27 protein-coding genes are annotated in these 24,563 nt (G+C 60.2%); 17 read left to right on the top strand and 10 right to left on the bottom strand.

Translation table 11 applies throughout. The features are described from left to right. Window positions 1-39 precede the first annotated feature (39 nt). The 10 genes from FJ979_RS20665 (at window position 40) to FJ979_RS20620 (ending at window position 8,816) form a co-directional block, all read left to right on the top strand. Window positions 40-999 (top strand): LysR family transcriptional regulator, encoded by a 960-nt coding sequence (locus FJ979_RS20665; RefSeq protein WP_140493763.1) that lies wholly within the window; start codon window positions 40-42, stop codon window positions 997-999. 128 nt (window positions 1,000-1,127) lie between these two features. Then, on the top strand, window positions 1,128-1,376 hold the full coding sequence (locus FJ979_RS20660) for a ParB N-terminal domain-containing protein (RefSeq protein WP_006206067.1): 249 nt from the start codon (window positions 1,128-1,130) through the stop codon (window positions 1,374-1,376). A 206-nt stretch (window positions 1,377-1,582) separates the two neighbouring features. Continuing rightward, window positions 1,583-2,539 carry an alpha/beta hydrolase gene (locus FJ979_RS20655; protein WP_140561001.1) on the top strand — a complete coding sequence of 319 codons (957 nt, stop codon included), beginning with the start codon at window positions 1,583-1,585 and terminating at the stop codon, window positions 2,537-2,539. 148 nt (window positions 2,540-2,687) lie between these two features. Further along, a complete protein-coding gene (locus FJ979_RS20650) occupies window positions 2,688-3,083 on the top strand; it encodes a GFA family protein (RefSeq protein ID WP_140517705.1) in 396 nt (131 codons plus the stop codon). Between the two features lie 244 nt (window positions 3,084-3,327). Then, the gene (locus FJ979_RS20645; protein WP_140493757.1) at window positions 3,328-3,525 is read left to right on the top strand and encodes a hypothetical protein; all 198 of its coding nucleotides are present in this window, start codon (window positions 3,328-3,330) and stop codon (window positions 3,523-3,525) included. Between the two features lie 257 nt (window positions 3,526-3,782). After that, window positions 3,783-4,655 carry an undecaprenyl-diphosphate phosphatase gene (locus FJ979_RS20640; protein WP_140558518.1) on the top strand — a complete coding sequence of 291 codons (873 nt, stop codon included), beginning with the start codon at window positions 3,783-3,785 and terminating at the stop codon, window positions 4,653-4,655. Between the two features lie 209 nt (window positions 4,656-4,864). Further along, window positions 4,865-5,491, top strand: a complete 627-nt coding sequence (locus FJ979_RS20635; RefSeq protein WP_140583315.1) for a transglutaminase-like cysteine peptidase — start codon at window positions 4,865-4,867, stop codon at window positions 5,489-5,491. 132 nt (window positions 5,492-5,623) lie between these two features. Then, a complete protein-coding gene (locus tag FJ979_RS20630; RefSeq protein ID WP_140583312.1) occupies window positions 5,624-6,409 on the top strand; it encodes a phosphodiester glycosidase family protein in 786 nt (261 codons plus the stop codon). Between the two features lie 171 nt (window positions 6,410-6,580). Next, complete coding sequence (locus FJ979_RS20625; protein WP_140583310.1) at window positions 6,581-7,663, top strand: GH25 family lysozyme; 1,083 nt, start codon at window positions 6,581-6,583, stop codon at window positions 7,661-7,663. Window positions 7,664-7,841: 178 nt separating this feature from the next. Beyond that, the gene (locus tag FJ979_RS20620) at window positions 7,842-8,816 is read left to right on the top strand and encodes a DUF3592 domain-containing protein (RefSeq protein WP_224684431.1); all 975 of its coding nucleotides are present in this window, start codon (window positions 7,842-7,844) and stop codon (window positions 8,814-8,816) included. 10 nt (window positions 8,817-8,826) lie between these two features. Here the strand turns inward: FJ979_RS20620 and FJ979_RS20615 are convergent, their stop codons facing one another. Next, on the bottom strand, window positions 8,827-9,165 hold the full coding sequence (locus FJ979_RS20615) for a hypothetical protein (RefSeq protein WP_224519152.1): 339 nt from the start codon (window positions 9,163-9,165) through the stop codon (window positions 8,827-8,829). A gap of 206 nt (window positions 9,166-9,371) precedes the next feature. On the opposite strand from FJ979_RS20615, the gene FJ979_RS20610 reads away from it, so the two are divergent. Both FJ979_RS20610 and FJ979_RS20605 read left to right on the top strand, forming a co-directional pair. Beyond that, entirely contained in the window at window positions 9,372-9,893 is a 522-nt protein-coding gene (locus FJ979_RS20610) for a hypothetical protein (RefSeq protein ID WP_140517670.1), read from the top strand. Then, window positions 9,886-10,512 carry a hypothetical protein gene (locus tag FJ979_RS20605; protein WP_140517669.1) on the top strand — a complete coding sequence of 209 codons (627 nt, stop codon included), beginning with the start codon at window positions 9,886-9,888 and terminating at the stop codon, window positions 10,510-10,512. Before FJ979_RS20610 ends, FJ979_RS20605 begins: the two co-directional genes overlap by 8 nt. 50 nt (window positions 10,513-10,562) lie before the next feature. Here FJ979_RS20605 and FJ979_RS20600 read toward each other — a convergent pair whose 3' ends face one another. The 8 genes from FJ979_RS20600 to FJ979_RS20565 form a co-directional block, all read right to left on the bottom strand. Next, a complete protein-coding gene (locus FJ979_RS20600) occupies window positions 10,563-10,769 on the bottom strand; it encodes a type II toxin-antitoxin system HicB family antitoxin (RefSeq protein ID WP_140583307.1) in 207 nt (68 codons plus the stop codon). Between the two features lie 108 nt (window positions 10,770-10,877). After that, window positions 10,878-11,531, bottom strand: coding sequence for a hypothetical protein (locus tag FJ979_RS20595; RefSeq protein ID WP_140583304.1), 654 nt, complete (start codon window positions 11,529-11,531; stop codon window positions 10,878-10,880). A 461-nt stretch (window positions 11,532-11,992) separates the two neighbouring features. Next, the gene (locus FJ979_RS20590; protein ID WP_246679357.1) at window positions 11,993-13,411 is read right to left on the bottom strand and encodes a helix-turn-helix domain-containing protein; all 1,419 of its coding nucleotides are present in this window, start codon (window positions 13,409-13,411) and stop codon (window positions 11,993-11,995) included. 422 nt (window positions 13,412-13,833) lie between these two features. Next, window positions 13,834-14,883 (bottom strand): ATP-binding protein, encoded by a 1,050-nt coding sequence (locus FJ979_RS20585; protein WP_140583299.1) that lies wholly within the window; start codon window positions 14,881-14,883, stop codon window positions 13,834-13,836. A gap of 2 nt (window positions 14,884-14,885) precedes the next feature. Continuing rightward, window positions 14,886-17,057: a Mu transposase C-terminal domain-containing protein gene (locus FJ979_RS20580; RefSeq protein WP_140583296.1), complete on the bottom strand. Its 2,172-nt coding sequence runs from the start codon at window positions 17,055-17,057 to the stop codon at window positions 14,886-14,888. After that, the gene (locus FJ979_RS20575) at window positions 17,047-17,649 is read right to left on the bottom strand and encodes a hypothetical protein (RefSeq protein WP_140583293.1); all 603 of its coding nucleotides are present in this window, start codon (window positions 17,647-17,649) and stop codon (window positions 17,047-17,049) included. Before FJ979_RS20575 ends, FJ979_RS20580 begins: the two co-directional genes overlap by 11 nt. A 326-nt stretch (window positions 17,650-17,975) precedes the next feature. Continuing rightward, window positions 17,976-18,194, bottom strand: coding sequence for a hypothetical protein (locus FJ979_RS20570; protein WP_140583290.1), 219 nt, complete (start codon window positions 18,192-18,194; stop codon window positions 17,976-17,978). Between the two features lie 95 nt (window positions 18,195-18,289). Then, complete coding sequence (locus FJ979_RS20565; protein WP_140583288.1) at window positions 18,290-18,616, bottom strand: hypothetical protein; 327 nt, start codon at window positions 18,614-18,616, stop codon at window positions 18,290-18,292. Between the two features lie 153 nt (window positions 18,617-18,769). Here FJ979_RS20565 and FJ979_RS20560 point away from each other — a divergent pair, with 153 nt between their 5' ends. Beyond that, window positions 18,770-19,153: a hypothetical protein gene (locus tag FJ979_RS20560; protein ID WP_140583285.1), complete on the top strand. Its 384-nt coding sequence runs from the start codon at window positions 18,770-18,772 to the stop codon at window positions 19,151-19,153. Here the strand turns inward: FJ979_RS20560 and FJ979_RS20555 are convergent. Then, complete coding sequence (locus FJ979_RS20555; protein ID WP_140583281.1) at window positions 19,113-19,418, bottom strand: hypothetical protein; 306 nt, start codon at window positions 19,416-19,418, stop codon at window positions 19,113-19,115. The genes FJ979_RS20560 and FJ979_RS20555 overlap by 41 nt on opposite strands. A gap of 379 nt (window positions 19,419-19,797) precedes the next feature. Between FJ979_RS20555 and FJ979_RS20550 the strand changes: the two genes are divergently transcribed. The 4 genes from FJ979_RS20550 (at window position 19,798) to FJ979_RS20535 (ending at window position 24,262) form a co-directional block, all read left to right on the top strand. Continuing rightward, window positions 19,798-20,628 (top strand): hypothetical protein, encoded by an 831-nt coding sequence (locus FJ979_RS20550; RefSeq protein WP_140583278.1) that lies wholly within the window; start codon window positions 19,798-19,800, stop codon window positions 20,626-20,628. Between the two features lie 234 nt (window positions 20,629-20,862). Then, entirely contained in the window at window positions 20,863-21,876 is a 1,014-nt protein-coding gene (locus tag FJ979_RS20545; protein WP_140583276.1) for an ABC-three component system protein, read from the top strand. Next, complete coding sequence (locus FJ979_RS20540; protein ID WP_140583274.1) at window positions 21,873-22,361, top strand: ABC-three component system middle component 2; 489 nt, start codon at window positions 21,873-21,875, stop codon at window positions 22,359-22,361. The genes FJ979_RS20545 and FJ979_RS20540 overlap by 4 nt, the downstream gene beginning before the upstream one ends. Further along, a complete protein-coding gene (locus FJ979_RS20535) occupies window positions 22,358-24,262 on the top strand; it encodes a hypothetical protein (protein ID WP_181181803.1) in 1,905 nt (634 codons plus the stop codon). The genes FJ979_RS20540 and FJ979_RS20535 overlap by 4 nt, the downstream gene beginning before the upstream one ends. The last annotated feature ends 301 nt before the right edge of the window (window positions 24,263-24,563 follow it).

The raw sequence follows: 24,563 nt of genomic DNA, 5'->3' as shown, positions 1-24,563 counted from the left end.
GCAAATAGATAATGGAAATAGGGAGCATAGATATCAGGAATGGCATTGCCGCGCCCCGAACGGCTGGTCTGGGATCTGGACTGGAACCTTTTGCGGACATTCGTCGTCATCGCGGAGGTGAAGAGCATAACGCGTGCCGCCGAGAGGCTGAACCTCAAGCAGCCAAGCGTCAGCAATGCGCTGCGGCGGCTGGAAGACCGGGTCGGCCGGCGGCTGGTCGAACGCGATGCGACGCGCTTCGAGCTCACCGAGGTTGGACGGCTTCTCTACGAGCAGAGCATCGAGGTGTTCGGCACCATATCGCAGCTGCCGCTCTTGATGCGCGGCATCAGCGACGATGTCACCGGCCACGTCATGATCGCGACCGCCAGCCATGTGGTCTCGCCGCTGTTCGATCGGGCGCTGTCGGAATTCCACCGCAACTATCCGCGCGCCAGCATCACCATTTCGGTCGCGGCAAGCACCGAAGTGGCCAAGCAGGTGAGGGAGCGCCGTGCTTCGTTTGGCGTCTGCCTGGTCAGCCAGCGCGATCCGGCGCTGCAATACGACATGGTCTATCGCGAGTTCTTCGGCTTCTTTTGCGGGCCGCGGCACAGGCTCTATGGGCAAACCGGACTGACGCTCGCCGATCTCCGCGACGAGCCGTCAGTATCGTTCCAGACCGACCATATTTCGGATGCGCTGCGGCCGGTCGCACTGTTGCGTAGCGAAGCACGGCTGAACGCCGATGTCGTGGGCGTTTCGTCGAGCCTGGAGGAGGTGCGGCGCATGATCGTCGCCGGGCTCGGCATCGGCCCGCTGCCGCTGCATGTGGCGCGGCGCGATGTGGCCGACGGCGCGCTGTGGCGGCTGCCGCCCTATGATGCGCCGCCGGCCATCGATATCTTCCTGCTGGTCAATCCGGACAAGGCGATGAACCGCGCCGAGAAGGCGTTGCTGTCAGGGCTGCAGGCGCTGATTGCCGAGACGCCGCTCGAGGACCGTATCTACAAAGGCTGATACGCAATATCGACTGCGCGGCGGCAGACAAACCCGGTTGCCTCCGCCCTATTCGTCGCCACGCCCTTGGCCCTCGTCAACAAAGCGACTATCTCAGGACAAGGCGGCGTTCCGCCCGGGGGGTCGACATGCTCAGAGTGCAGAAGGTCAAGGTCGACGACATCTACGTGCCGACGGCGCGTAAGAAGACGCTGCATCCCGAGACGGTCCGTCATCTCGCCGAGGACATTCTGGAAAATGGCATGAAGATGCCGATCCAGGTCCGTCACGACGGCAAGCGTCATATCCTGGTAGAAGGCCTGCATCGGCTGGAAGCGGCCAAGTGGCTCGGCGAGACCGAGATCGATGCCTATCTGGTGCAAGCCAAGCGCCACTGACGCGTCCTCGATTTCGCCGTTGGTCCTCATCCACGGGAAAGCCCCAGAATTTCTCCTTGATGATGTCGGTTTGCATTTCGCTGGTTCGTCCTTGGGACGGAAGCCGGTCAGACCAATATTCTCGATCGGTTTTCGCGCGGGTTGGGGCCGATGCACCAGCCAGCTCAAGAACGCACCGACACACGGACAGACTGGAGGAGATTGATATGTCCAAAGCCCTGCTTTTCGCCATTCTTGCTTCGGCCGCGGCGCTTCTCGCCTGTCCGGGCATCGCCAACGCAAACGAGGTAAAATCTGCCATGACGACCGAAGCGAAGACACCGCCGAAGCCTGAAAAATCCGGCCTGCTGCCGATCAACGGCCTGAATTACTATTATGCCGTCCACGGCAAAGGCGAGCCGCTGCTTCTGCTGCATGGCGGTCTCGGCACAGCGGACATGTTCGCCCCCATTCTGCCGAAGCTTGCCGAACATCGCACTGTCATCACCGTCGACCTGCAAGGCCATGGCCGCACCGCGCTTGGCGACCGGCCGTTCACGCTGGAGGCGATGGGCGACGACATGGCTGATATCGTCAAACGGCTTGGTTACGGCGAGGTCGACGTCATGGGTTATTCTCTGGGCGGCGGCGTCGCCTTCCGGATGGCCGTCCAGCACCCCGAAACGGTGCGCCGGCTTGTGCTGGTCTCGACCGGCTATGCCGCCGACGGTTTCTATGACGAGATGCGCCCGCAGCAGGCGCAAGTGAGCGCGGCAGCGGCCGATTTCATGAAGGACACGCCGATGTACAAATCCTACGTCGCCGTGGCGCCGCATCCCGAGGAGTTCCCGAAGCTGCTCGACACGCTCGGCAACTTCATGCGCCAGAACTACGACTACTCGGCCGATGTTCCCAAGCTGAAGATGCCGGTCATGCTGGCCTACGGCGACAGCGACATGTACAAGCCCGAGCACGAGATCAAGTTCTACCAGATGCTCGGCGGCGGTTTGAAGGACGCGGGCTGGATGCGTGAAAACCTGTCGCGGAACCGCCTGGCGATCCTGCCCAATCGCACCCACTACGACGTCTTCTTCGCTCCAGAGCTGACGGCCGCCGCGCTGCCGTTCCTCAACGGCGAGACCAAGGTGAAGAGCTGGGACGAGGTGGTCGGCGAAACCGAATAGCTTGCCGGCATTGGCTGCCGGCGGTCTCCCTCGAGGCGGCCGGCAGTTTTATCGCTGCAGTCGATGGGATCGTATCAATGCTTTTGAATTGACCCGATATCCGGCCTCGATAGTCTCGCATCAAATCTTCTCGGGAATGGATACGGCAATGGCTAACTATCAGGGCGGATGCCTGTGCGGGGCGGTGCGTTATCGCGCCGACGTCGAGCCCGTCAACGAACGCATCTGCCATTGTCGGCTTTGTCAAAAGGCGATCGGCGCCGCCTTCAATGCGCGTGTGCTGTTTCGCATCGACGATGTGACGGTCGAAGGGCCGTTGGCGACCGCGAACAGCTCGCCGGATATTAAACGCGGGTTTTGCCCAAGCTGCGGTACGACGATGTTTTCGCGGCGCGATGCCGCCGGCATTATAGGCGTCACCACCGGGTCACTCGACGATCCATCCGTCTTCAAACCGCAGATGCACATCTGGACCGCCTCCAAGCAGCCCTGGGTGGCGCTCGATGACGGCTTGCCGCAGCACGAAGGCGCGCCGCCTGCCTGAGGTCTCCGGCCTCCCTTCCCGCCTTATGAAAGAAGGTGGATCGGCGCTTGAGCGCCGAAACCGATGAGCTGTGCCGGATGAAGCGGGCCAACAGAAGGGTGAAATTACGTGACCGTGACAAAAATTAATCGAAACAGTCACGAAATAACCGAAACAGTCACGCGAAAGCCGGCAAAGCGTCATTGGCGAGCCATCATTGTCTCCCTATTTAACCGGTGCGGGCCGGCATTCGAGGAGACGACGGATGAACGACAGCATCAGTACCCTGGACGAGCTTTTGAGCGATCCGATGGTCCTGCTTGTGATGGAGCGCGATCGTGTGCGCCCGGAACAGGTGCGCATGCTGCTCGAACGGGCGCGTCGGCCTTCCGTCGAGGAGCCGGTTGTCCCGCCGGCGCACGTGATCGCCAGGGCGTGCCAGAAACTCTGGCTGTGCCCCTGATCGCATCGTGATTTCCTCCAGTTTTTGCGGACCGACCCGCCGGGCCGGTCTGGCCACTGCCTGGTGCTGCCAACGCGCCGAGGCGGCGCGGTGTTGATATTCGAACGCGCCTTCCGCACTCGCTGACGCCCATTCCCGGGTGCCAGTTCACAAATCCGTAAATTGATTTTCCGTCCCATGGCGGTATGGCTTGCCCAGGGGCCGATCGCCCCAGTCGTTCCCCGCGCAACTCCGATCTCTCTGACATGGAATTCGACATGGCCGACAGCTGCATGCAAGGCATGGACATGGGCTTTGTCGGCCTGGGCTACGCCAAGGTCGCATTTCTCGGCTTGGTGCAAGGCATCACCGAACTGCTGCCGATTTCCTCGACCGCCCACATGCGCGTCGTCCCGGCGATGCTGGGCTGGCAGGATCCCGGCTCCGCTTTCTCCGCCGCCATGCAGCTTGCGGCCCTCGCCGCGGTGATCAGCTACTTCTGGAACGATGTCAGGGACATCCTGTCCGGTTCGGTCAGTGCCTTGAAACGGCGCGATTTGGCTGACCGACATTTCCGGCTGGCGCTCTGGATCGTGCTGGCGACGATCCCGATCGTCATCGCCGGCGTGGCTCTGTCTGGCCTTCTCAACGCCTGCAATTCGCCGCTGCGCGGCCTCGGGGTAATCGGCTGGGCCTGCATCGTCATGGCACTCCTGCTGGCGCTGGCCGAACTCCGTGCCCGCCATGCGCGCACCATGGGCCAGGCTTCCATGGCCGATGCGCTGCTCGTTGGCATCGCCCAAATCGGCGCATTGATCCCGGGCGTCTCGCGGTCCGGTTCGACCTTGACGGCGGCACTGGGGCTCGGCTTCAAGCGGGAAGAAGCGGCGCGCTTTTCATTCCTGCTTGGGCTGCCGGCCATCGCACTCGCCGGTCTCAAGGAGCTTTGGGAACTGCACAAGGCCCATCTCGATGCCCATGGCTGGTCGATCCTCGCGGTCGGCCTGGTCGTCGCCTCGCTATCCGCCTTCTTTGCTATATGGAGCCTGATGCGTGTGCTGGAACGCTTCTCGGCCTGGCCTTTCGTCATTTATCGCGGCGTGCTCGGCATCGCTTTGCTGCTGGGCCTGGCGATGGGATGGCTTGCCTGAAGCAATCCCGGAAAAGCGCGCAGCGGTTTTCCGCCGGCTTCAGACAAGGGACTAAAAGGCAACCCCAGGAACGTGCGAGCCGGTGTTGCTTCGGCGCAACCCCGGTCGGGCATGCGTCGATCGCCAAAGATGTGATCGGCCGCCTTCATTGACTCCAGGCAAAATCCATCTTTAACGTTCTGTTAACAAAAATAGATGGGTGGGGCCGCATGGCATCCTCGGTGGGTTGGCGCCGCAAGGCGAGGGGTTTGGGGTTTGCGTTTGCGCTGACGGCTTTTTGTTCGGCCGCGGGTTTGGCGAATGCGGGACCGCTTTCCATGACCATCGGCGGGCAAACCTCCCAGCCGATCGGGCACTATGACTTTTGCAAGGTCCATTCTGCCGAATGCTCCATCCGCTCGCCCGCCAACGCTCCGGAGAGCATGACCGGCCAGCTGTTGCGGGAAATTTCCGCCGTAAATCTCTCGGTCAACACCCGCGTCAAGCCGATGAGCGACATGGACAATTACGGCAAGGATGAGTGGTGGGCCTACCCCGATAACGGGTTTGGCGACTGCGAAGACTACGCGCTTGAAAAGCAGCGCGAACTCCAGGCCGCCGGCATTGCCATTGCCAATCTGCTGATGACGGTGGTGCGCAAGCCCGACGGCGAAGGCCACGCAGTGCTTACGGTGCGCACCGACAAGGGCGATTTCATCCTCGACAATCTCAGCGACAAGGTTCGCCTCTGGAACCAGACAGGCTATCGCTACCTGAAGAGACAGGCGAGCGACAACAGCGGTCGCTGGGTTTCCATCCTTGGCGGCGACGAGCGGCTCGTCAGCTCTGTTCAATGATGTCGCCGATGTCTTGCGTCGGCAGCCGCATGTCGACCTTGGCCGTTTGATCCATTCCCGCTTGGGACCGTTCTTGCGTCGTGCCGGCGAATGCTGGCGGCGGCTCGTTGGAACTGGAAATCCGGTGCGCGCATGGATCTTTTGACTGTCCTCCAATTCGCGCCATTACTGCTCGCGCTGATCAAGACCGCGCTGCCGTCGGCGGCGGCGATCGGCATGGGGGTCGGCCAATGGTTCGCCTCGTTGCCGCCGTGCCGCGACCTCGTCTTCGAGGCCACCAGCTACCTGGTCTGCGAGGTCGATCCCAGGCAATATCGGATCGAATTGTTCTGGAAGGATCCGGCCGGCAAGCCCTATCAATCGCTGCACAATCTCGACGATGCCCAGCGGCGGGCCGGGCGCACGATGCTGTTCGCCATCAATGCCGGAATGTACCATCCAAACCTCGCGCCGGTCGGCCTGTATGTCGAGCGCGGGCAGGAACTGGCCTCGGCGACGGTCGGGTCGGGAAGAGGCAATTTTTCGCTCCAGCCCAATGGTATTTTCTACATCAGCGACGGCAAGGCCGCGGTCCGCGCGACAAGGGATTTCCTAAAGAAGCGTCCGCCCACCGATTATGCCACGCAGTCCGGGCCGATGCTGGTGATCAACGGCAAATTGCACCAGAAATTCCGGGCCGACAGCACCTCTCGCAAAACGCGCGACGGTGTCGGGGTGCGAAAGGACGGTGTCGCCGTGTTCGCCATTTCGAATGGCACGGTGACATTCCATACATTCGCACGCCTGTTTCGCGACGGGCTCGGCTGCGACAATGCGCTGTTCCTCGACGGGTCGATATCGAGCCTGCTCGCGCCGGCCATCGGCCGCAATGACGACTACTGGAACCTGGGGCCGATGATCGGCGTCTTCAGGCGATAGGATGGGCAGGCGTAGATTGCGCTTGTCGTCGCGCACGGCCCACACCCGCAACCGTGCCGAACATGCTTAAAAACTTGATTCAATCTTTATTGGTAATTTCTCGTTCATAACTAGACCTGGTTTGTCCGTCGGCCGTCGCCTTCGGTCTGTTGTGTTTGAGTACAGGTCCAGATGCGGTTACCAGGCGCCATCAGTTTCGTGATCGCAACGCTGTGCCTTGCCGGCTGCTCATCGACATCCGGCATGGACGCGCTGGACATCCAGAAGCCGTCGAACGAGATCACCAACTCGGTGGTGCGACCAAGCGCGCCGATCGCGTCCGCCCCAGTGACCAAGGCCGAACGGAGAATGGCAGCCGAACGGAGGGTGGCGGAAGCCACGCCGGTGGACGAGAATGTCCGGCCCTATGGCCTGGCGGAGGAAGAGACGGTGGCGTTTCCGGCGCCCGACCTGCCGGACAGCGTCGAGCCGCCGGTCGTCGAGCCGGCGGCGCTTGTATCGCCGCCGAAGCTCTTGTCACGGGCGGCACCTCCGATGCTGGCCGGGCCTGTCACGCGCTACGGCTTTCGCGATGCCAAGCCGATCAATTTCGGCCGCTCTTCGCCGCGACACCTTGCCGTGCATGGCGTCGACGTGTCGCGCTGGCAAGGCAACGTCAACTGGGAGAAGCTGCGCGCCCAGGGCGCCAATTTCGCCTATATTAAAGCGACCGACGGCGGCGACCATCTCGATCCGATGTTCACCAGGAATTGGCGCAACGCCGACGCCGCAGGGCTGAAGCGCGGCGCCTATCACTTCTTCTACTGGTGCCGCACCGCCGGCGAGCAGGCCGACTGGTTCATCCGCAACGTGCCCAGGGTCGAGGGCGCCTTGCCGCCGGTGATTGACGTCGAATGGAACGGCGAATCCAGCTGCAAGCGGCGCCCGTCGCGCGAAAAGGTGCTGGAGAAGATGCAGGTGTTCATGGACAAGCTTGAACGCCACTACGGCCAGCGGCCCATCATCTACACCGCGCCCGATTTCTACCGCGACAATCTCCGGGGCGAATTCCTCGATTATTCATTCTGGCTGCGCGCCGTGGCGCAGCACCCCTCAAAAGTCTATCCCGGCCGCAAATGGCTGTTCTGGCAATATTCTGGCTCCGGCTTGTCGCATGGCGTCACCGGCCGCATCGACCTCAACGTTTTTCACGGCGACGAACGGCAATGGCGCGCCTGGGCCGGCGGCCGGCAAATGGTGGCCGACGCGGATTGAAGCTAGCCATCAGGCTTGGCGTACTCGCTCTCCGGGTCTCCGCCGTCTGGGCCAGAAAATGGGAGACAATGATGAGCATCCGTGGAGGCTTCGGCTGTTTCAGATTTTGCGAATAAGCAAGACATTGCCGTCGTCATGATGTCTATGTGCGGGCTCCTGAACTCCGGGGGGAGATGAGTTGGAGCTCAAATTTCTGTTGGTCGGCTTTGCCTGGGCGGTCGCCGGCGGGCTGTCGATCGTCACCTTCCTGAAATGGCGAGAGGTCAAAGCGGTCAGCCGCTGGTTGCCGGCGCCGGGAAAGATCATCTCCTCGCGCGTCGAAGCGCGCGAGGTCCGAAGCTCCGGCTCCGGGTCTGACAGCAGCGATTCCACCGAGATCCGCAATTTTCCGGCGATCACCTTCGAGTACAAGGTGGATAGGAAGACATTTCAGAGTTCGCACTACAGCGTGCAGGAGAATCTGGGGAATTTCGAAGTCGCCGAAACCCTTGCGCGATTTCCCCGCGGCGCAGCCGTGACCGTCTTCTATAACCCTGTCGACCCGGCCAAGGCCGTGATCGAGCGCACCATGCCGGACGGCGCCTTCAAATTCATGGTGCAGCTTTCCGCCGGGCTGATGGTCGGCGCCCTGGTGCTGGTGTTTTCCGTCGGCGGTGTCCTGGAGGCGATCGGCCCGTATTTGCCGAAGCCGCAGTATGTCGGTGCGGCGGCTCTGTTGCTGTTCATGGGCCTGTTTGTCCTGCGCATGAGCTTCGTCCAGAAATCGATGGCCGAGCAGGCGGCAAAATGGCCGGTCGCCGTCGGCCGCATCGACGCGTCGGGTCTGCAGGCGATCAAAACCCGCGAGCGGACCGGGAGCTATCGGCCCTGGCGCACTGTTTTCAAATCCCGCATCGTCTACAGCTATGGCGTCGCCGGCCAGCGATACAGCGCCGATCGCGTCGCTTTCGGCGCCAGCGTGACGGCTTCGTTGCCAGGCCTCGTCGGGGCTCAGGCGCGGCGCTATGTCGAGGGCACCAAGGTCGACGTGCACTATGACCCCGCCAACCCCGCCTCGGCGGTGCTCGAATGCAGGGTGCTCGGATTGTGGGTGCTGTGGGTCTGTTCGGTTGGCTTTCTCGGCGGCGCCGCTTTCCTGGTCGGGCTGGTCTGACGCGAACGCCTCAGCAATGCACAAGAAGTCCGCTGTCGAAGCCAGGCCAGGTGAACCGCATCGTGGCGCCATGCCTCTCGATATGGATGACACGAGTGAAGGGCTCCTCCAGTGACGGGTACGATCCGTAGCACCGGCTAGCATGTACCACCCAGCCGGTCGGCGACTTGCGAAATGACGCGTGCTCGCAGCCGAACTCGGGCAGCGACAGGGCCGCTCGGTCTACGGAGTAGACGGTCTGGCGTTGGATGTCGGCGGCCGCGTGGCAGTTCAGTCGGTCGCTGGACCAAGTCCCGACATAGGGCGACGCCGCCAGCGCAGCACCAGTCGCGAATGCGGACATTGCCATCGTAATCACCAAACGTCGCATCACCACCCCTCGATCAGTGCGCTCGACCATACAGGCTGTTGGGTTGCGAGAGATAAGTTTTCGTCCAAGGAGCCGACAATGCAGCCGTTCCGGATTTCGCTTATGCTTTTGCGTGGATGATGCGACTGTGCGGGACGGTATGCGGCCAGCATTTGGCTTTCACAACGCTTTCCCAGGGACATTTGATGATCACCCGTAAACTGGCCTTCGTCTTCGCGGGTCTGCTCAGTTCGATGCAGGTGGCGAACGCCGGGGAATGCTTGCTGAGCCATGCCACCTATCGGGAGCAGCGCTCCGGTGCGGTCATGCAATTCCGGCCGCTCGCCAATGAGCCGGCGGCACTGACGGCGCAGGTGTTTTCGCTGGCCGTGCCCAAGACCGATATCCGCCTCCCGGCCGATATCACCTGGACCAACGGCAGGAATTCGTTGCCGCTCGGCACCATCCGCCATCCCTGCACCGACGATGACCGCGAAGCGGGGCTGCAGGACGGCAGCGGCCTGTGCAGGATATGGGAGGGCCAAGTCTATGCCTTGACCGGAGGCGGCGCCGAGCAGTTGAACTCGCGCGAAGCGACGCCGGCGCCGAAAGGGCTGCTGCTGCCGGATTTCGGCGTGGCTTTCACCGATTGGGTCGACTTCGCCAACGCCAACCCCGGTGGCTCGGCGTGGGATGTCTTCACTTTGACAGGATGCAGCGATGAATAGCGCCATGATATCGATCGTCTGGGGCAGCGCCCTGTTTGCGTCCGTGGCAATATCGGCCGTGGCACGAGCGGATGAACCGGCGCCGTCGCGCCCGCCCATCGACAAATGCGCCTGGGAAAGGCTGACCGACAAAACCGTCGGGCTCGCCGCCTGGGTGCAGCGCTGCGATTTCGGTTTCCGCCAGATCCACTTTGAGTTCGCAGGCGAGGCGCTCGCCGTCAAATACAGCGATGGCGGCGCGGCCGATCCTCTGGTTGAGGTGTTCGACATCAAGCCCGGCGAAACTGCCGAAGCCGCGTTGCAGCGGCTGTTCCTGGAAAAGACCGACAACGCCGTCGGCGCACGCTGCGTGCTCGCCCCCTACACGGAAGGAACCGTGCCCGCCGGTGTCAAACGCTATACATTCAGCCCCGACGCCGCCTACGCGAAAGAGCTGAAGGCACTTGCCGACCCCAACGAGGTCCCCGAACCGCCCTGCGGCGACTGGGGCGAGATGCCCGATGGCATCCAGTATTTCGAGATACCGGCGGGTGCGGCGCAAAAGCTGCTGTTTGTCCGGATTGGCCAGGACGAGCCGTTGTTCGATGAGCAGACGCTGCGAGTGTTGCCGGCGGAATAGGTGCTGAGGTCCGAGGCTGATCTGGATTGGAAGGATCGCAGCGGCGCCTTCTATGCCTCTACATATTCCGCCAGGCTGACACTTTCGGGCACATCTAACCCATCGGCTCGCAAGCCCTCGATATGACAGCGTATTGCGTCGCGAATCTCGGTTTCCACTTCAGGCACCGTCGCGCCGGTCGCGATACAGCCGGGCAGGTCCGGCACATAAGCAGAAAAATTGTCTCCTGCTTTTTCAATCACGACCGCGTAACGCATGCCATCACTCCTTCAAACCGGCCTGATCGAGGATGCTGTTCAATGTCCCCGAACGCTGCGCCCTCTCGATAATAACAGGGGAGAAGGTGGGTACTTATGGCGATTCAATCATACCAACGGATATGGAGGAGCAGGCGGAGTTCGCCGATCCTTTGTGGGCAGGCGCAATTCTTCCTCGACACTTAAGATAACTTCTTCGATCCGGAGTGCGGTGCTGTGTCCAATGGACGTGTATCGAGCATCCTCAACTGACCAGAAAAGCTGAGAGTCGAGCAGTGACAACACGACAAGATTGTCTACCTCTGGATAGCTTTGCTTGATCAAAGAGAGGGCCCCGATCGTCAATCTCTTTGAAATTGGAGGATTCTTTGTATTCCAGAGGTGAACGGCACATCGCCTGCCATCGATTACTGTCCCAAAATCTACCGAGAAGCCGAGTTTAAAAACGTTGTTTGGGCTGGTATAAATGTGACTCTTAACTTCAAAAAGTTTGGAGGGATGAGAAATACGCCACCTTAAGAGGGTTGCGAGGCCCGATTGGGCGGAAGTTCGCTCTGGCAGCTTTGCTATGCGACCTACGGATTCGAGCACACTCTCTATGCCCTCTCCCTTCGCGAGCAATCGATTGGCGTGAAGGCGTAGCGATCGATGAAAGTCATAAGAGGCATCGCTGGGGGAGAGCCTTTTTCGCAATTCGGTGCGTTGCGGCTTCGGATTAAGAGAGATTAGTTTAAGATAGGCTGAGGTTCCAAAAGTAGACATTTTCTGCGTCCTGTGTTGCCTCAGCTACCTCGACTCTAAGTCCCGACTCCCCATATGGTAACCTTGCTACAGGAGAGGTCGTCAGGTCTCTTCGTCCCGCGTCAGCTTCGGCTCATTCGCGGTGTTCAAGGCCGACCCGTGAGGGTCGGCCTTGGTGTTTGAGAGGATGTCACATAAAGACTTCCTTATACGATGTACCCTTTTTGTTCCCTTTGCCATTTCGGCCCGATCGTACGATCGGGCCGAAATGCTGCGCTTTATTGTCGGGGCCCTCAAAGTTCGCCTCACTTCGTCCTGTAACTAATTGAAATATATCAATATTTTATACGGCAATGCCTCGACAATTCAGGCGTTAGACACAACAGGACGCCTCGCTGTGGACACGACAGTGCGCCTCACTTGTGCTGGGGTACAAAAAAACCCGGCAGGTGCCGGGCCTTGTTGTCGATGGACATTTTGGATCAAACGGGTGGCAGCGAGTCTCGACGATAGAACCTCGTGGCGATCGTTTCGCGGTCGAATGCGAGCGGGACGCCGCCCTCTTCAAGAGCCGACTTCAATCCGCTGAAATGAACTCCCCGTTCCCTTGCGAGCCGAATGAGCGACACATAGGTTCTCATGAATTCATCGAGGTCGGCTCGCATCACCAGTTTCTGCGGGCAACGGTTGACGGGATTGATGCCAACCCTGAATGGGAGGTGGCTTTGCGCGAGGAGGGCGGTAAGAACGTCAGATCTTACGCCGAGGCTCTTTTCGGTTTCGCGAAGGGACAGTCCGCCGTGCTCCTCTCGTCGCACCAGTAGGCGGACCTCATCCGGATCAACCAGGAGAGAAAGGAAACCGTCGTAAGTCGGCGACTTTCTCGTGCGCGTCAGTTTCCCTTCGAGCTTAAGCCTGACGATCTCCATGACAGCGCAGCATGCTTGCTTTCCGGCACTGAGGAGATTGCAGAACCCGGCGTCCGCCTCGCCAGGTTCGTCTGCGCCGGCGAGGAGGCGTTCAAGGAAATCGTCCAGGTCCGCCTTTGCAAAATTGTAGTGCGTAAGAACTCCTTGATCGAGTTCGATCACGGGGCGGATGAACCCGTGCTCCAGCAAGCCGCGGTCGTGGGGGCGAGGCACGTTGAGATACTTCGCGGCCTCCGTCATGGGCAAAGCGTCAAGCACCCTGTGGATGAATGCGCGGCTTTCTTCGGCACCGAAGAGCACCTTGTCATCGTGGAGCCTCGGTGTCGTATCTTCGATCAGGCCTCCAAGCAGGAGCAGCTTTCGCAGGCGCTTGGGATGAGTCTCGAACTCAATGGATGCGGTTCGTACGGAATGCATTTTTCGGCTCGATACGGGCCTGCCGAAAATCTCGTCCCCGGGACCGAGCGGCATAGTCTCGATTGCGTGGCGCATGATGATGTCGCGAAGCGGCTCATAGGCATCGTCGTCGGACTCGTGGGCGAGCCAGTCGTACAGGCGGCCGAATGCCGTTTTGGGACCGGTCAGCAGTCTCCTGTGATTGCACTTCGACTGGAGCAAATTCAATAACTCGCAAATGGCAGGCTCGCCGTGCCGCGCGATCTCGAATCCGCGTGCCCCGGCGTCATACAACTCGTCTTCGCTCAATGCCGAGATCTTGACCTGCGGACCATGAACCGCGACCGCGCCAAGGATTTCACACGCCTTCGCGGCCGCATCGTACCGCAAGCCTTGGAGCCAGGGAGCACCGTCCCCACCACCGTCCAAACGGTCGAGAAGATAGCCTTCGAGTTCCGAGAGCGACCTCGCGGAAGCCGAGAGAGCCAAAGCTTCGATTTCGCGGATTCTCGGTTCGACGGACCTTGTGAAGTCGTGAATCGTGTGAGGGCCCAGGTCATGGCCTAGTTCGATCAAAGCAGCCTCGTGCACGGGGCAGGTCCGAACTGAGGCCAGAACCCAGATCGCCCTCTGGTAAGGCCTGGCTACCTCCGTACAGGAGAGGGATCCAAGGTCATCCCGCAGGCAGCCGGCGCACGCGCGGATTCGTCCGCGGAGAAGGGACGAGCGCCGCATTGCATGCCCTTTGAACGTGTACGTCCGGTCACCCTGACGGACAATGGCGGACCGAGCCAAAGCATCGGGATCGACGCGAGAGCGCTCGGCGAGCTTGTTCAGTGTTGCCTGATCGCCGTCAACGACACCTTGGAACGTGAAACCCATGTCCAGGCAAAAGTCTCGGCCAGAGCGGCGGTTCAAGTAGGCGATCCTCGAGCATAGGCTTGAAGGCAGCTCGTCGTCCCCGAGCGGGACCGTCATGTTTGCAGGTAACTGACCCATTACTTGTTCCTCACGTCGCGTGGCTTCTTGGAAGGCTGTTCCGGATCAAGGCCGGCATTCGCCTGATCGTCAGCATCCAAAATCTTGCGGGGATCGATCCGGTCCCAATCCCGTGCAATGAAAACATTGGCGTCAGGCCCGCAGCCGGTTCTCGCTGCATATGCTTTTGCGAAGTGCCCGATCCTTACGGCGCCATCTCCAGACCGGAGAGCCTCCTCAATTGCATCCTGCGTGAATTCGATCGCGGTTCCGAGCTGGTTAAGCGAAGCGTGGATTAGCCGCGCGATCGGTTCGTCATTTTCCCGATCGACGACAAGACCGGCTCGATCTACGACGAATTGCCGGATCATTTTGTCGATCATTCTTGCATCGCGCGGAAACTCGATCGGCTCAAAGCGGACAAAACGGCTTCGCCGCTTGATTTGGGTGTCGCCTTGGAAGAACTTGGCAACCACCGGAAGGCCGGACAGGATCAGCCATACAGGCCAATCCTTTTGCTGGACGATGTTCTTCAACGTGTCCCGAACCTTTTGCAGCTCATATGCGTTGCCGTCTTTAAGCGCGTGTTGCAGCTCGTCGATGTGGACGATGCGCACTCGGCAGTCTCGCAGTCGCTGCCGCACCAACGCCCACACGACATTCTCGCGTAGATCGCGCTCGAGCTCATATCCGAGGGCTGCCAGGAAACTATTGCCAAGCTGTTTCAACGTGCAGGGAGACGGCGCGATCACAGTGATCGAGCTGCCGCCCTTTTCCAGGTCTGCCAATTCGCGGCGACTTGCGAACAAACGCTGCAGCGATCTGGTCTTCCCGGCTCCGCTTTCTCCCAGCACAGAGAGGATTCGCCCCTCCGCCAGACGACCGACCCTTGATTTTCCTTCCGCCCGACGGCTGTGCACCCGCTGGTAGCTGTCGAGAAGCCAATCGACTTCCGCCTCCAGCAGTTGGTCACGCGGAGTCTTAAAGTATGCCGAAAGGACTCGATCCATGACCACGTCTCGGCCGTCAGCGGCAGACACTTCAGTATTCTCGATATTGTTGATGTCCATTTTCAATCCTCCATAGACCAGATGTCGTCGTCGGATTGTTCGTCCGGCGCGTTGCTTTCGGGATCCGCCGAGCCCTTGCGATCGAACGGCGAGGGCGGCATGGCAGTTGGTGGGTCTTCAGGCGTGTCTTCGGCCACCTCAAGGAAATCCCCGTCCTCCTCGGGCCCGCGCTCGATCCTTGAGCCGAGTTCCAGACGGCGCTCCAGCTTCGCGAGTTGTTCGCGAGTGTAGGTAGGCGGATCGATTTCGGCTCTTGCGATGGCCTTGTCCGCAAAGTCCTGGATTTCGCCGAGTGCTTGCTGAACGACATCCTCGGTAATCGCGGCCTGGTCGGCATAAGTCCTGCGCAGCCGCTCGGTAGTCTCCTGCCAGTCCTTGACGGATACGCCGTTCATTCCCTGCCGTTGGCACTCCACAGTCAGCCAGCCCTCTGGGAGACGGACGGAAATGTGACCGAGGTCCAGTTGGTCGACACGGATCAGGACAGGCTTTTGGCCGATCTGGCGGCGGCGGCTTGCCAGCTCATCATCCTGATACTGATTGCCAAGGAATTCGATCCCTTCACTCGTGATCCGCCTTTCGAGGGTCGTCCCGAAGATGTCACGCATTTGGTCGGGATCGGGGGCAGGCGTCACGCCCCAGTCCCTAACCAGCCGGAGCCATGCGTTGCGAGGCGTCTCCCCGCCGAGACCGCCATGGGGTTCGTTGTGATAGACGTCGACGACATAGCGGATGAGCACCTTGGTCAGTTCTTCGACGTCGATCGTGACTCGGGCCTCGGAATCGTACTCGCCCTTGACGACGCTGTTCTCGAAAGTTCGGCCGTCGAACCGCGCGATCACCTGAGTGTGCATGGTCGAAAACACGCGCTCGATCCTGGCACGCATCTGGGGCATGCCAACCGGGGCAAACATGACCTCGGAGCCGAGGTCAGTCCCGGCGCCCCGGAATTCGTAGCTGAACCACGACGAGCCCGTGTCGGTGGAAATGGTGTCGGGCGTGCCGCCCATATCCCAAGGAGTCTTGCAGCCTGCGGCCATGGCAAGGGCGCGTTTGTCCGAGACAGTCATCTGGAGGGTAGCCACTGCGGAATTGGCCGAGGGCGAGTCGGGAATAACGCGGATTGCCAGAATGCATCGCGTTGCGGCATCGATCGCGACGGATACCCACACCCGGACCTTCGCAGCGCCTCGCCTTACGTCCCTGGGAAGCTTGCTCCAAATGCCCGCGTCCATCAGCAACGTCTGAAGCGATACGCACCACTCGTCCATCTCGACACGTTCAAGTGGCAACCTGACGTCGAGACCGCCTCGAACGATGTAGAACTTCTTCTTGGCCTTCTCCTCAGACTCCCTTCCCGCATAGACAAAATACGAGTCGAGCTTGGCAATTTCCCGGTCGAGCGCCCTGCGGCTTGGCAGCGTCAGCGGTGAAACGCCATTCTTCAGGCGTTCATCGTTCTGTTTTTTGATCTCCCTGACGAGATTGGAGTAAACTAAGGCTTTGCTGGGCTTGCGCGCGTCTGCGAACGTTGCCGCAAAATCTTTTACGAGCTGCTGAACCTCGTCGTCCAGGCGAGGCTGACGGTTGCCGCTCCGGCCATAGTTGTCGCGCAATACCAGCGCATCGAAGTTGCAGGCCTCGTACTTGCGAAGCCACTTCCGCAGCATCGTCGGGCTCGGCGGGCTGCGCAGCACTAGACTGCTTCCGCACCGTCCGCTTCTGGCTTGACGTTCCGTTTCTGTCTTGGCGATCTCCGCGTTGATCGTGGCGATGGCCGGCCGCATGGCAACGTCGGAGCGGCTTGTCTCCCGAGCTGCCTCCATACGCAGAAAACGGTCACAGATATCCTTGCGCCAGAGCACTTTGCCGCGCTGTTCTTCCCCGAGATCATTGAGCTTGACCTCCGGCTGGCCTCTGCTGGAGACGAGCCGAGTAGGCGAATTGTGATTGCGGAAAAGCTTGAGCTCTCCGCAATCGCGGAGCCGCTGGATTTCCTCATGGCTGAACTGTTCCGGCAATCCTGTCGCCATCCGGATCAACATCTGAGAGAAGTCATCGCTCGAGTGCGGCGCGTAATCGATCACGCCGATCGTGATGCGATCGCTCAAGCCAAATCGGAGCCGAGGCGCCGGGGAGGGGACTGTCTGAATTCTCTTGCTGCTATTGGTCATGCTGTTCTCCTGATTGTTGCTTCCGCCTGACGCGGATCTGGGTTTCGCGAGTGATGTGGCCCGTCCCGACGGCTTCAATGACGCCGTCAGCAATCAGGCAGAGGACCGCAAGAAGGCCGGCAGGTCCCGGTACTGTGACGTTGATGACTTCCGCGATCGTGGCGGCCCCCTGAAGGGTCAGGACGCAAGCTTTGACGACCGCGATGTCGGCGGGAATCCGACTGCGTACTGCCCGATGGATAAGCCGGGCATTTGCGGCGCGGATTCGCGTGATCTGTCGCCCAGTCCGAAGGATAATCCGGTCAGCTGAGCCGGGGGGCGACTGCTCCCGAATGAGGGTGAGCGTTTCCTCGATTCCGCTGGGGCCGACTCTGTGTTCCGGCTTGACGGCTACCTCTCGACGCTCGCCGCACGTCATGCGCGCTTCGAAGTCAAAGGTGTGCTTGTGCCCTTTGCCGTTGCGGTCAACGTAGTTGATTGCGGGCGGCTGATCGCGCACGTCGGCGACATCGGGGTGAGCCATAAGAATGTATGCGGCGTCGCGTTCGAGACCGCTTTCATAGACGAGTTTCCTGTTTGTCCTTGGATTCACGATGCTTCCCCTGCAAGAGCCTCTCGAACGCATTTTGAAGTTGCGGCTGGTCAGCGAGTCCGACGGTGGAATGAAAATCCGACCCGATCTTCTGGCAGTCTGAGATGGCTTGGTATGGATAAGCCCCCGCCCTCGGTCTCGCCGCCAACCTCCTGATCGGGGAGTGAGAAGCCTCGGGTTTCGGTCGGACTAATTTCGGAGCGTGGCGTCTTGATATCTTTGGTCATGGCATAGCTCTCCTGTTCTCGGCGGGCTGCCGAGCTGGTCGTCGGGAGATGCGATAGGCTTCCCGAAGCGTTGATCGAGTGGACGGAGGTCCGCTGAGATCAGAGCGCTATGCGGTTCTGTGCGTTGGCGATCCGGCAGGCGGATTTGGCGAATCTGGCGTTCGCCAGGCCACAGCAGTTCAGCGCGTCCACCGGGGTGGCCAACGCGTTGAGCACATGCAAACGTCGCGATACGGCAGCGGGAGCCGCCTGCTCAGCCAGCGGCAGATCATCTGTCCGTTTAGGAGAAAAATGATTAGAGACGAGCTGTTTGCTCACGACGAAGATCCTTCCTGGCTAGATAAACAGGCTAGCTGGGGAAGGACGAACCGACGCCGATGTCTAAGACATCGGCGTGAAATCACACCGATGGCTTAGACCTTGGCTTTGTGGCCGTCCTGCCCAACTATCGATATGAATTTCATCATGGAATTCGGTTCCTCTGTTCCGGCAGGATTGGTGCCGGGATCGGCGTTTTGACGTCGAAGGATTGAGATCTGGTTAGGAAAACTCGTCAAATTCGATAGGATCCGAACTTCTTCGATCGCGATATCGAAATCCTTGTCTTCGTGGTCAGCATGCCGCGAGAAGGAAGGACAAACGATATCGATTTTGCTGTCAAAGTGGCGACTAGAAGTCATCCGGCGGCTATCGACTATGCCGTTCTGTTGCGCCCTTGCACCATGTGCTGGACGCCCCACGCGCGATGCTCCTCGTAATCGTAGATAGCAGGCAATCGCTGCATCACGAGACCATCCAGGAGATCGATCGCCACTGATGGTGGCGGATGTTTATTTTCCTTGGAGAATCCCGCATCAGGCAGGGTGCGAGACAAGGACGAAGGAGTCATATGCATGAACGAACATTTCCCGCCGAATGGAGACCGCGTCAGATCGTTCAAGGTGGGAAGCGTCGAAATATGGGTCGTTAGATCGAGGAAAGGTACCTTCCTCAGTCAGACGTTCGATAGTAGGGCCGCGGCATCGGAGGCGCTCGGCGAAGATGACAAGATCGTTGATGATAACTCCGGTCGAGAGAACGACGAGACAACCGGGGGTTTTGGTCTTGAGGCAGACAAGCCTTGGGTCGTGATCGAATTTTCACGGGGGAAGACGTCTGTCTATGCCGTGTATGATAGGGATGCAGATGAATTCGGCGAGGAAGGCTCTTTCGATAGACCACAGTCTCAGGAAGTCGCTATCCAATTGAACGAGGAACGTTCCCGCGCTCGGCCATAGCAGCCTTGATCTTCTCCACTTGCTTCGCAGCGGCGACGTAGACGGGGTGCTCCCTGTCTAGCAGGCTGCCCTTGCCATGCTCTCGTTCATATTCATGTGCCCAGAGAAGCCAGCGCTCATAGTCCTCTAGGGACGCTGCGACCCTGTGTGCGTCCGGTCGGCCTTTCACGATTTCGATCAAGCGCCCCACATGCGACACGCGGCCGATCCCGCGCTTGACTTCCAGCCCGACCATTAGATCGTCCAGATCGATCTCTTTTGCCATTCTAGCCTCCAGCCTTCTACCATGGTCCCTGACGCGAGGGTCGACAGCGCAATAGAAAGCAACAAACTCGTTGCCGGCCTTCTCGCACAAGTGAGCAGCGCTGCGACCGGAAGCTTCGCATAGGATTCCGGCGCGAGGCAGCAGGCGGAGCAGGCTGGCGCCGATGCGTTGGCCCGCGCCGTGGCCGAGAAAGCGCGCGACAACGAGACAGTGCGTCAGCAGTAGGCTGAGCAGGGGCGAATGGGTATGGAGCTAAAGCAGCGGGTTCGCGATCTGGAAGAGTACCGTCGCCGCGCCAACACGGGCAGAAGGGTGCCACCGACACTACCCTACGCAACCAATCCAAGCGATATTTCACGACCTTGCACCGAGGAATCACATGCCTGCTTCGAACCAGCCGCCGATTTTCCTGGACCGTTTCCGAGATATTCTAAGGAGCCGAGGCGAGACTGCCGCGCAGTCACCCGAAACCAGTCTTACAAGAATAGGCGGCGATGAACTCTTCTACACGCCGTTCGAGCATGTGAATCCGAATGCCAGTCTCGCCGTGGTCGGCATTACTCCCGGCCCAGAGCAACTGAGGCTTGCCTACCGAATGTTTGGCAGCCGTCTGAAAGTCGGACAAGCGGACGAGCAGATTCGGTTGGAAGCTAAAAAGCAGGCTGCGTTTGGCGGTGCCTCAATGCGTCCGAATCTCCTGAAGATGATGAGGCATTTCGGCTTGGCCGGAATTCTGGGAATCCGTGATGAAGAACAGCTGTGGGGAGACGCGACCGACCTGTTCCATGCGACCTCGGTCATTCCGCACGCGGCCTTCAGGAACGGCCAGATGTTCGCCGGAAGCTTCGACAACGTTCTTCGGTCGGAGGTGTTTCGTGAGGGGTTCGAGCGAGACTTCGTTTCTTCGCTGCGGCTTATGTCGGACCGGACCCTGTACATCGGCTTGGGTCCGACGCCTCTCGCCGCTCTGGACTGGTGCGCGAAGGAGGGGCTGATCCGCGGCGACCAGGTTCTCGGCGCCTTTGCCCATCCTTCAACAAGCGCGGGCAGTCAGGTCGACGTGTACTTAGGACTGAAATCGCCGGACGACCTGAGCGCGGGCGATCCCGTCCGGAAACGGATTCGGTTTCTCCTTCCGGCTTACGCTCGGATGAGAGCGGCGACAGATGCACTCCGCGGGAAACATAGCCTCGCGTCGGCATTATCGTGAGATTTGACCCATAAGTTCCACAAAAGATGATTTTTGACGCATAAGTTAGGTAATTCTTTGTAGGATTGGGTCGGGGATTTCTCAGCAGCGCTTGCCGTTCTCGCTGGGAAGGCTGAAATAGGTCGGCCGCAGGGAATCATCTTGCAGTGTCGCAGTCCGAGCCTTGCGGCGAAGCCGCCCTGATGCGACCCTGCTGGAAGGGAATCCGTTAAAGGGCAAGGGGGGAGTGCTGACATGCCGCTCGACGAAGCATTCCTTCGTCGCCTCTCGGCGGCCTCCGACAAGACGCTCGAGATCTTCGTGCACCATCTGGTCTCGCTCGAGACTCAGATCTATCCCGACCATGAAATCTACGCAGGCTCCGGCGACAAGGGACGCGACGTAGCGGGTTTCCTGACCAACCGCCGGCACGAGGGCGAGTGGCACAATTTCCAGTGCAAGCAGTACCGTCGGCCGCTTGGGCCGGACTACATCCTCCTCGAACTCGGCAAGATGTTTTATCACGCCTCCGAGGACGCGTTCATCCTACCGTCCAGATATGTGTTCGTGGTGCCAGGAAATCTGTCGGGACCTGCGCGGGCGCTTTTCGACCAGAAGAGCCGCATGAAACTGGCTCTCGTCGAGGGGTGGGACACACAGTGTTCCAGGAAGATCGTCAAGGGCGTGGAGATACCTCTCGGTGACGGCATCCGGACGTTCATCGAGTCTTTTGACTTCAACTGCGTGGAGGCTTGGGAGAGCGGCAAGATCATGACGCTGCCAAACGTGGTCTACGCGGCGGCAAAGGCTTTCGACGACGATCCCGGCGACGCTCCGCTCGGCATGGTTCCTGACATGGTCGACCTGCGGTCCGAGCATTACGGCGAGCAGCTCAGGATGGTCTATTCCGAGCACGACGGATGCGTCTATGCGGATGCGGCGGCGATCCTTGCCCACGATGAGCACGGCGAGGATTTCCAGATGCACCGTCGACGCTATTTCGACGCCGTGGAATTTGAAAGGTTCTTCAGCGGCAAGGTTGGGCACGAGGTGGTGGGCGAGTACCAGGACAATCTCCGTTCGGCAGTTCATGAAGCGTACCGCTCTGGCGTGGGCCTGTCTCGAGTTAGGGCTGTGATGGATGCGGCCGGCAGCGCTAGAATCGGGGGACTGTTCGACAGGCATAGTCGCGTAACGACACGCGTCAGGCAGGGTACCTGCCACGTGTTTGCAAATGAGCGATCGATGCCTTGGTGGAAAAAGAAATGAGCGCTTCGCCGTCCCAAGACCTTTTTAACGGCGTCCTCGAAACGGGGATGCGTTCGGTTGTCGTTTTGAACGAATTCAGCCCGATGGAGCTTGATCGAGAACAACTCGGGCTGCTCGACTATTTCGTTGTCCATTCTTCGCAGGCGGGCGGGCCTGAAGACATGCATCCGACCTACAAGTCGAGTTTCACGGAGTATCACGTCCGACGCCGCCGGATCGACGACAGCGTCAAGATGCTGATCCGGCTTCGGTTGATCGAGGTCGTGGCCGACCCGAAGCGAGGGGTTTGTTTTCGCGCGGGCGACGACGCGCCCGGCTTCGTCGACCTGCTCAGCTCTCCGTATAACCGGGAACTGGTCGACCGCGCGCGTTGGCTGCGCTCCCGTCACCAAGAGGATTCCGGCTTTCTCGCTGGGCTAAGGCAGAAGATCGAGCGTTGGGTCGTCGAATTCCAGCAGCGTGAAGCGCCGGGATCAGCTCAGTGACTTCCGCTCCCGCCATGCGCCTGACCCGCCTCAGCTTCACAGGGAAGGGCAAGGAGGTAGCGGCCGTCGATTTCGCGCGCGCCGTGTCACTGTTTTATGGCAGCTCCAACGCGGGAAAGTCGTTCATCCTTAAGGCCGTCGACTACATGCTGGGAAGCGGAGATCCCTTTCCCGGCATCGAGCAGTCAGCGGGATACGAACACGTCTTCCTTTCGTTCGTGCTAGAACCGGTGGGACGGCCCGTCACCCTGCGGCGTTCCACGCGCGGCGGCGATATCGAATGGGTCGAAGGAGCATCGGACGAGGTTTCTGCGGCGTCGATGCCGTCCGAAGCATTGGGTACAAGACACGGCAAGGCCCGCAAAGGGTCCACCTCGCTTTCCGAGAAGCTTCTCGGGCATCTTGGAGTCCATGACGCCAAGATCGCGGTCACCCAGGCAGGGAAGAAGGACACGTTCAGCATCCGTAGTTTCATGCCGTATCTGCTTGTCGACGAAACGAGCATGCTCGGAGACGAAAGTCCGTTGAGACAGCACTCGCGGTCGATGCCCGGCGCCGACAAGAACCTGTTCCGGTTCATCATGACGGGTATGGACGACTCCTCGATCGTCAGGGTGCAGAATTCGAACGAGGCGAAGACCTCCAAGGCAGCCAAGGCCGAACTTCTAGAAACCATGATCGCGGAAGCCGAGGCCCGCATCGCCAGGTTTCCCGAGAATTCTCCGATCGATTTGGCCGACGGCGAAGGATCGGACGATGGCGAGTACGAAGTCCTTTCGTCGCTAGGCGACACTTTCGCGGAAGCGCAGACGGAACTCGACAGGCTGCGCGTGGACCGCAGGAACCTGATGATCGACATCGACGACGTTCGGGACGAAGCGAGCGAAATCGACACGTCCCTGATGCGTTACGGCGACCTGGAGAAAACGTTCATATCCGACATCCGGCGGCTCAAGGCGATCGAGGAAGGAGGCTATTTCCTGCTTCGCTTCGACGACCAGCCGTGCCCGGTCTGCGGAGCCGACCCCGGCCACCAGCACCGGCCTCACGAACAGGGTGAACTGGAGCGGCAGCATCAAGCCTCGGTCGTCGAGATCGCGAAGATCGAACGCGACATCAAGGACCTTCGGGAGTTGATCGTCTCCCTGACGGCGCAGCTCGAGCGGCTGCGCGGGCGGGAACGCCGCCTGAAGGAAGCGCTTGACGATATCGACGCCCAGATAAAGGCGGCGGTGCCGCAGGAAGCATCGTTGCGACGCGGCTACCTGGAACTTCAGTCGAAGTTCAATCAAGCGCGTCTCAGGAACGAAGCCGTCGCCGCCCGTGACGCGCTGCAGCGCCAGCTGGACGACGTGAAGAAGCTGAAGACCTCGCGCGGTCGCGCCGAAGGCATCACAATGGGAATAGCCACCACCGTCGGGCACGAGCTGTCAATGGTGGTCGCCGACGTGCTTCGGAAGTGGGAGTACCCCCGTGTCGACGGCGTGGTCTGGAATAACGATACTGACGATATTCAGGTCAACGGCCATCAGAGACGGCAGAACGGCAAAGGCGTGAGGGCTATCTATCACTCCGCGCTCAAGGTCGCTGTGCTGATCTACTGCCGCCAGAAATCCCTTCCGCATCCGGGCTTCGTGTTCCTGGATTCTCCGTTGCTGACCTACCGAGGACCGTTGCTCTACGAAAAGTACGGCGAACTGGATTCCTACGAAAAGCAACTGGCCGCGACGCCGCTCAGCCGGCGGTTCTACGAACACCTGTCGTCGCTAGCTGACATCGGACAATTCATCGTCGTTGAGAACACTGATCCGCCATCCGGCATCGAGTCTCTGGCAAGGGTCCAGGCATTCGCTGGCGAGAACGGGGACGGGCGACAGGGTCTGTTCCCGTCGCTGAGGTGATCACTGGGCATTGGAAGGACAATGTGGAGAGCCATCGCGGCGCTTGATCGATGGCGGGACGAGGCGCGCCACCGAGACCTGTCGGCTCGAGCAGCGCCCGAAGGCCATCATTGACTTGGTCTGCGAACGAGCTGCGCTCTAGCTGTTCCAGTTCTTGAGTAAGCCTCTTACAGCCGCGCAGCCTTCAAATATGAGCGGGCGATCCGGAACGGCCCTCGCTAAAGCCTTCTTCGACCCCTTTCGTCGTGCCTTTTCTGGTCATGCCGACGCCTTCTGGCGGGGGATGGCTGCAAGTTCGTCC

The organism is Mesorhizobium sp. B1-1-6 (assembly GCF_006443035.1).
Classification (GTDB): Bacteria; Pseudomonadota; Alphaproteobacteria; order Rhizobiales; family Rhizobiaceae; genus Mesorhizobium.
This window is presented reverse-complemented; position numbering and strand designations above follow the sequence as displayed.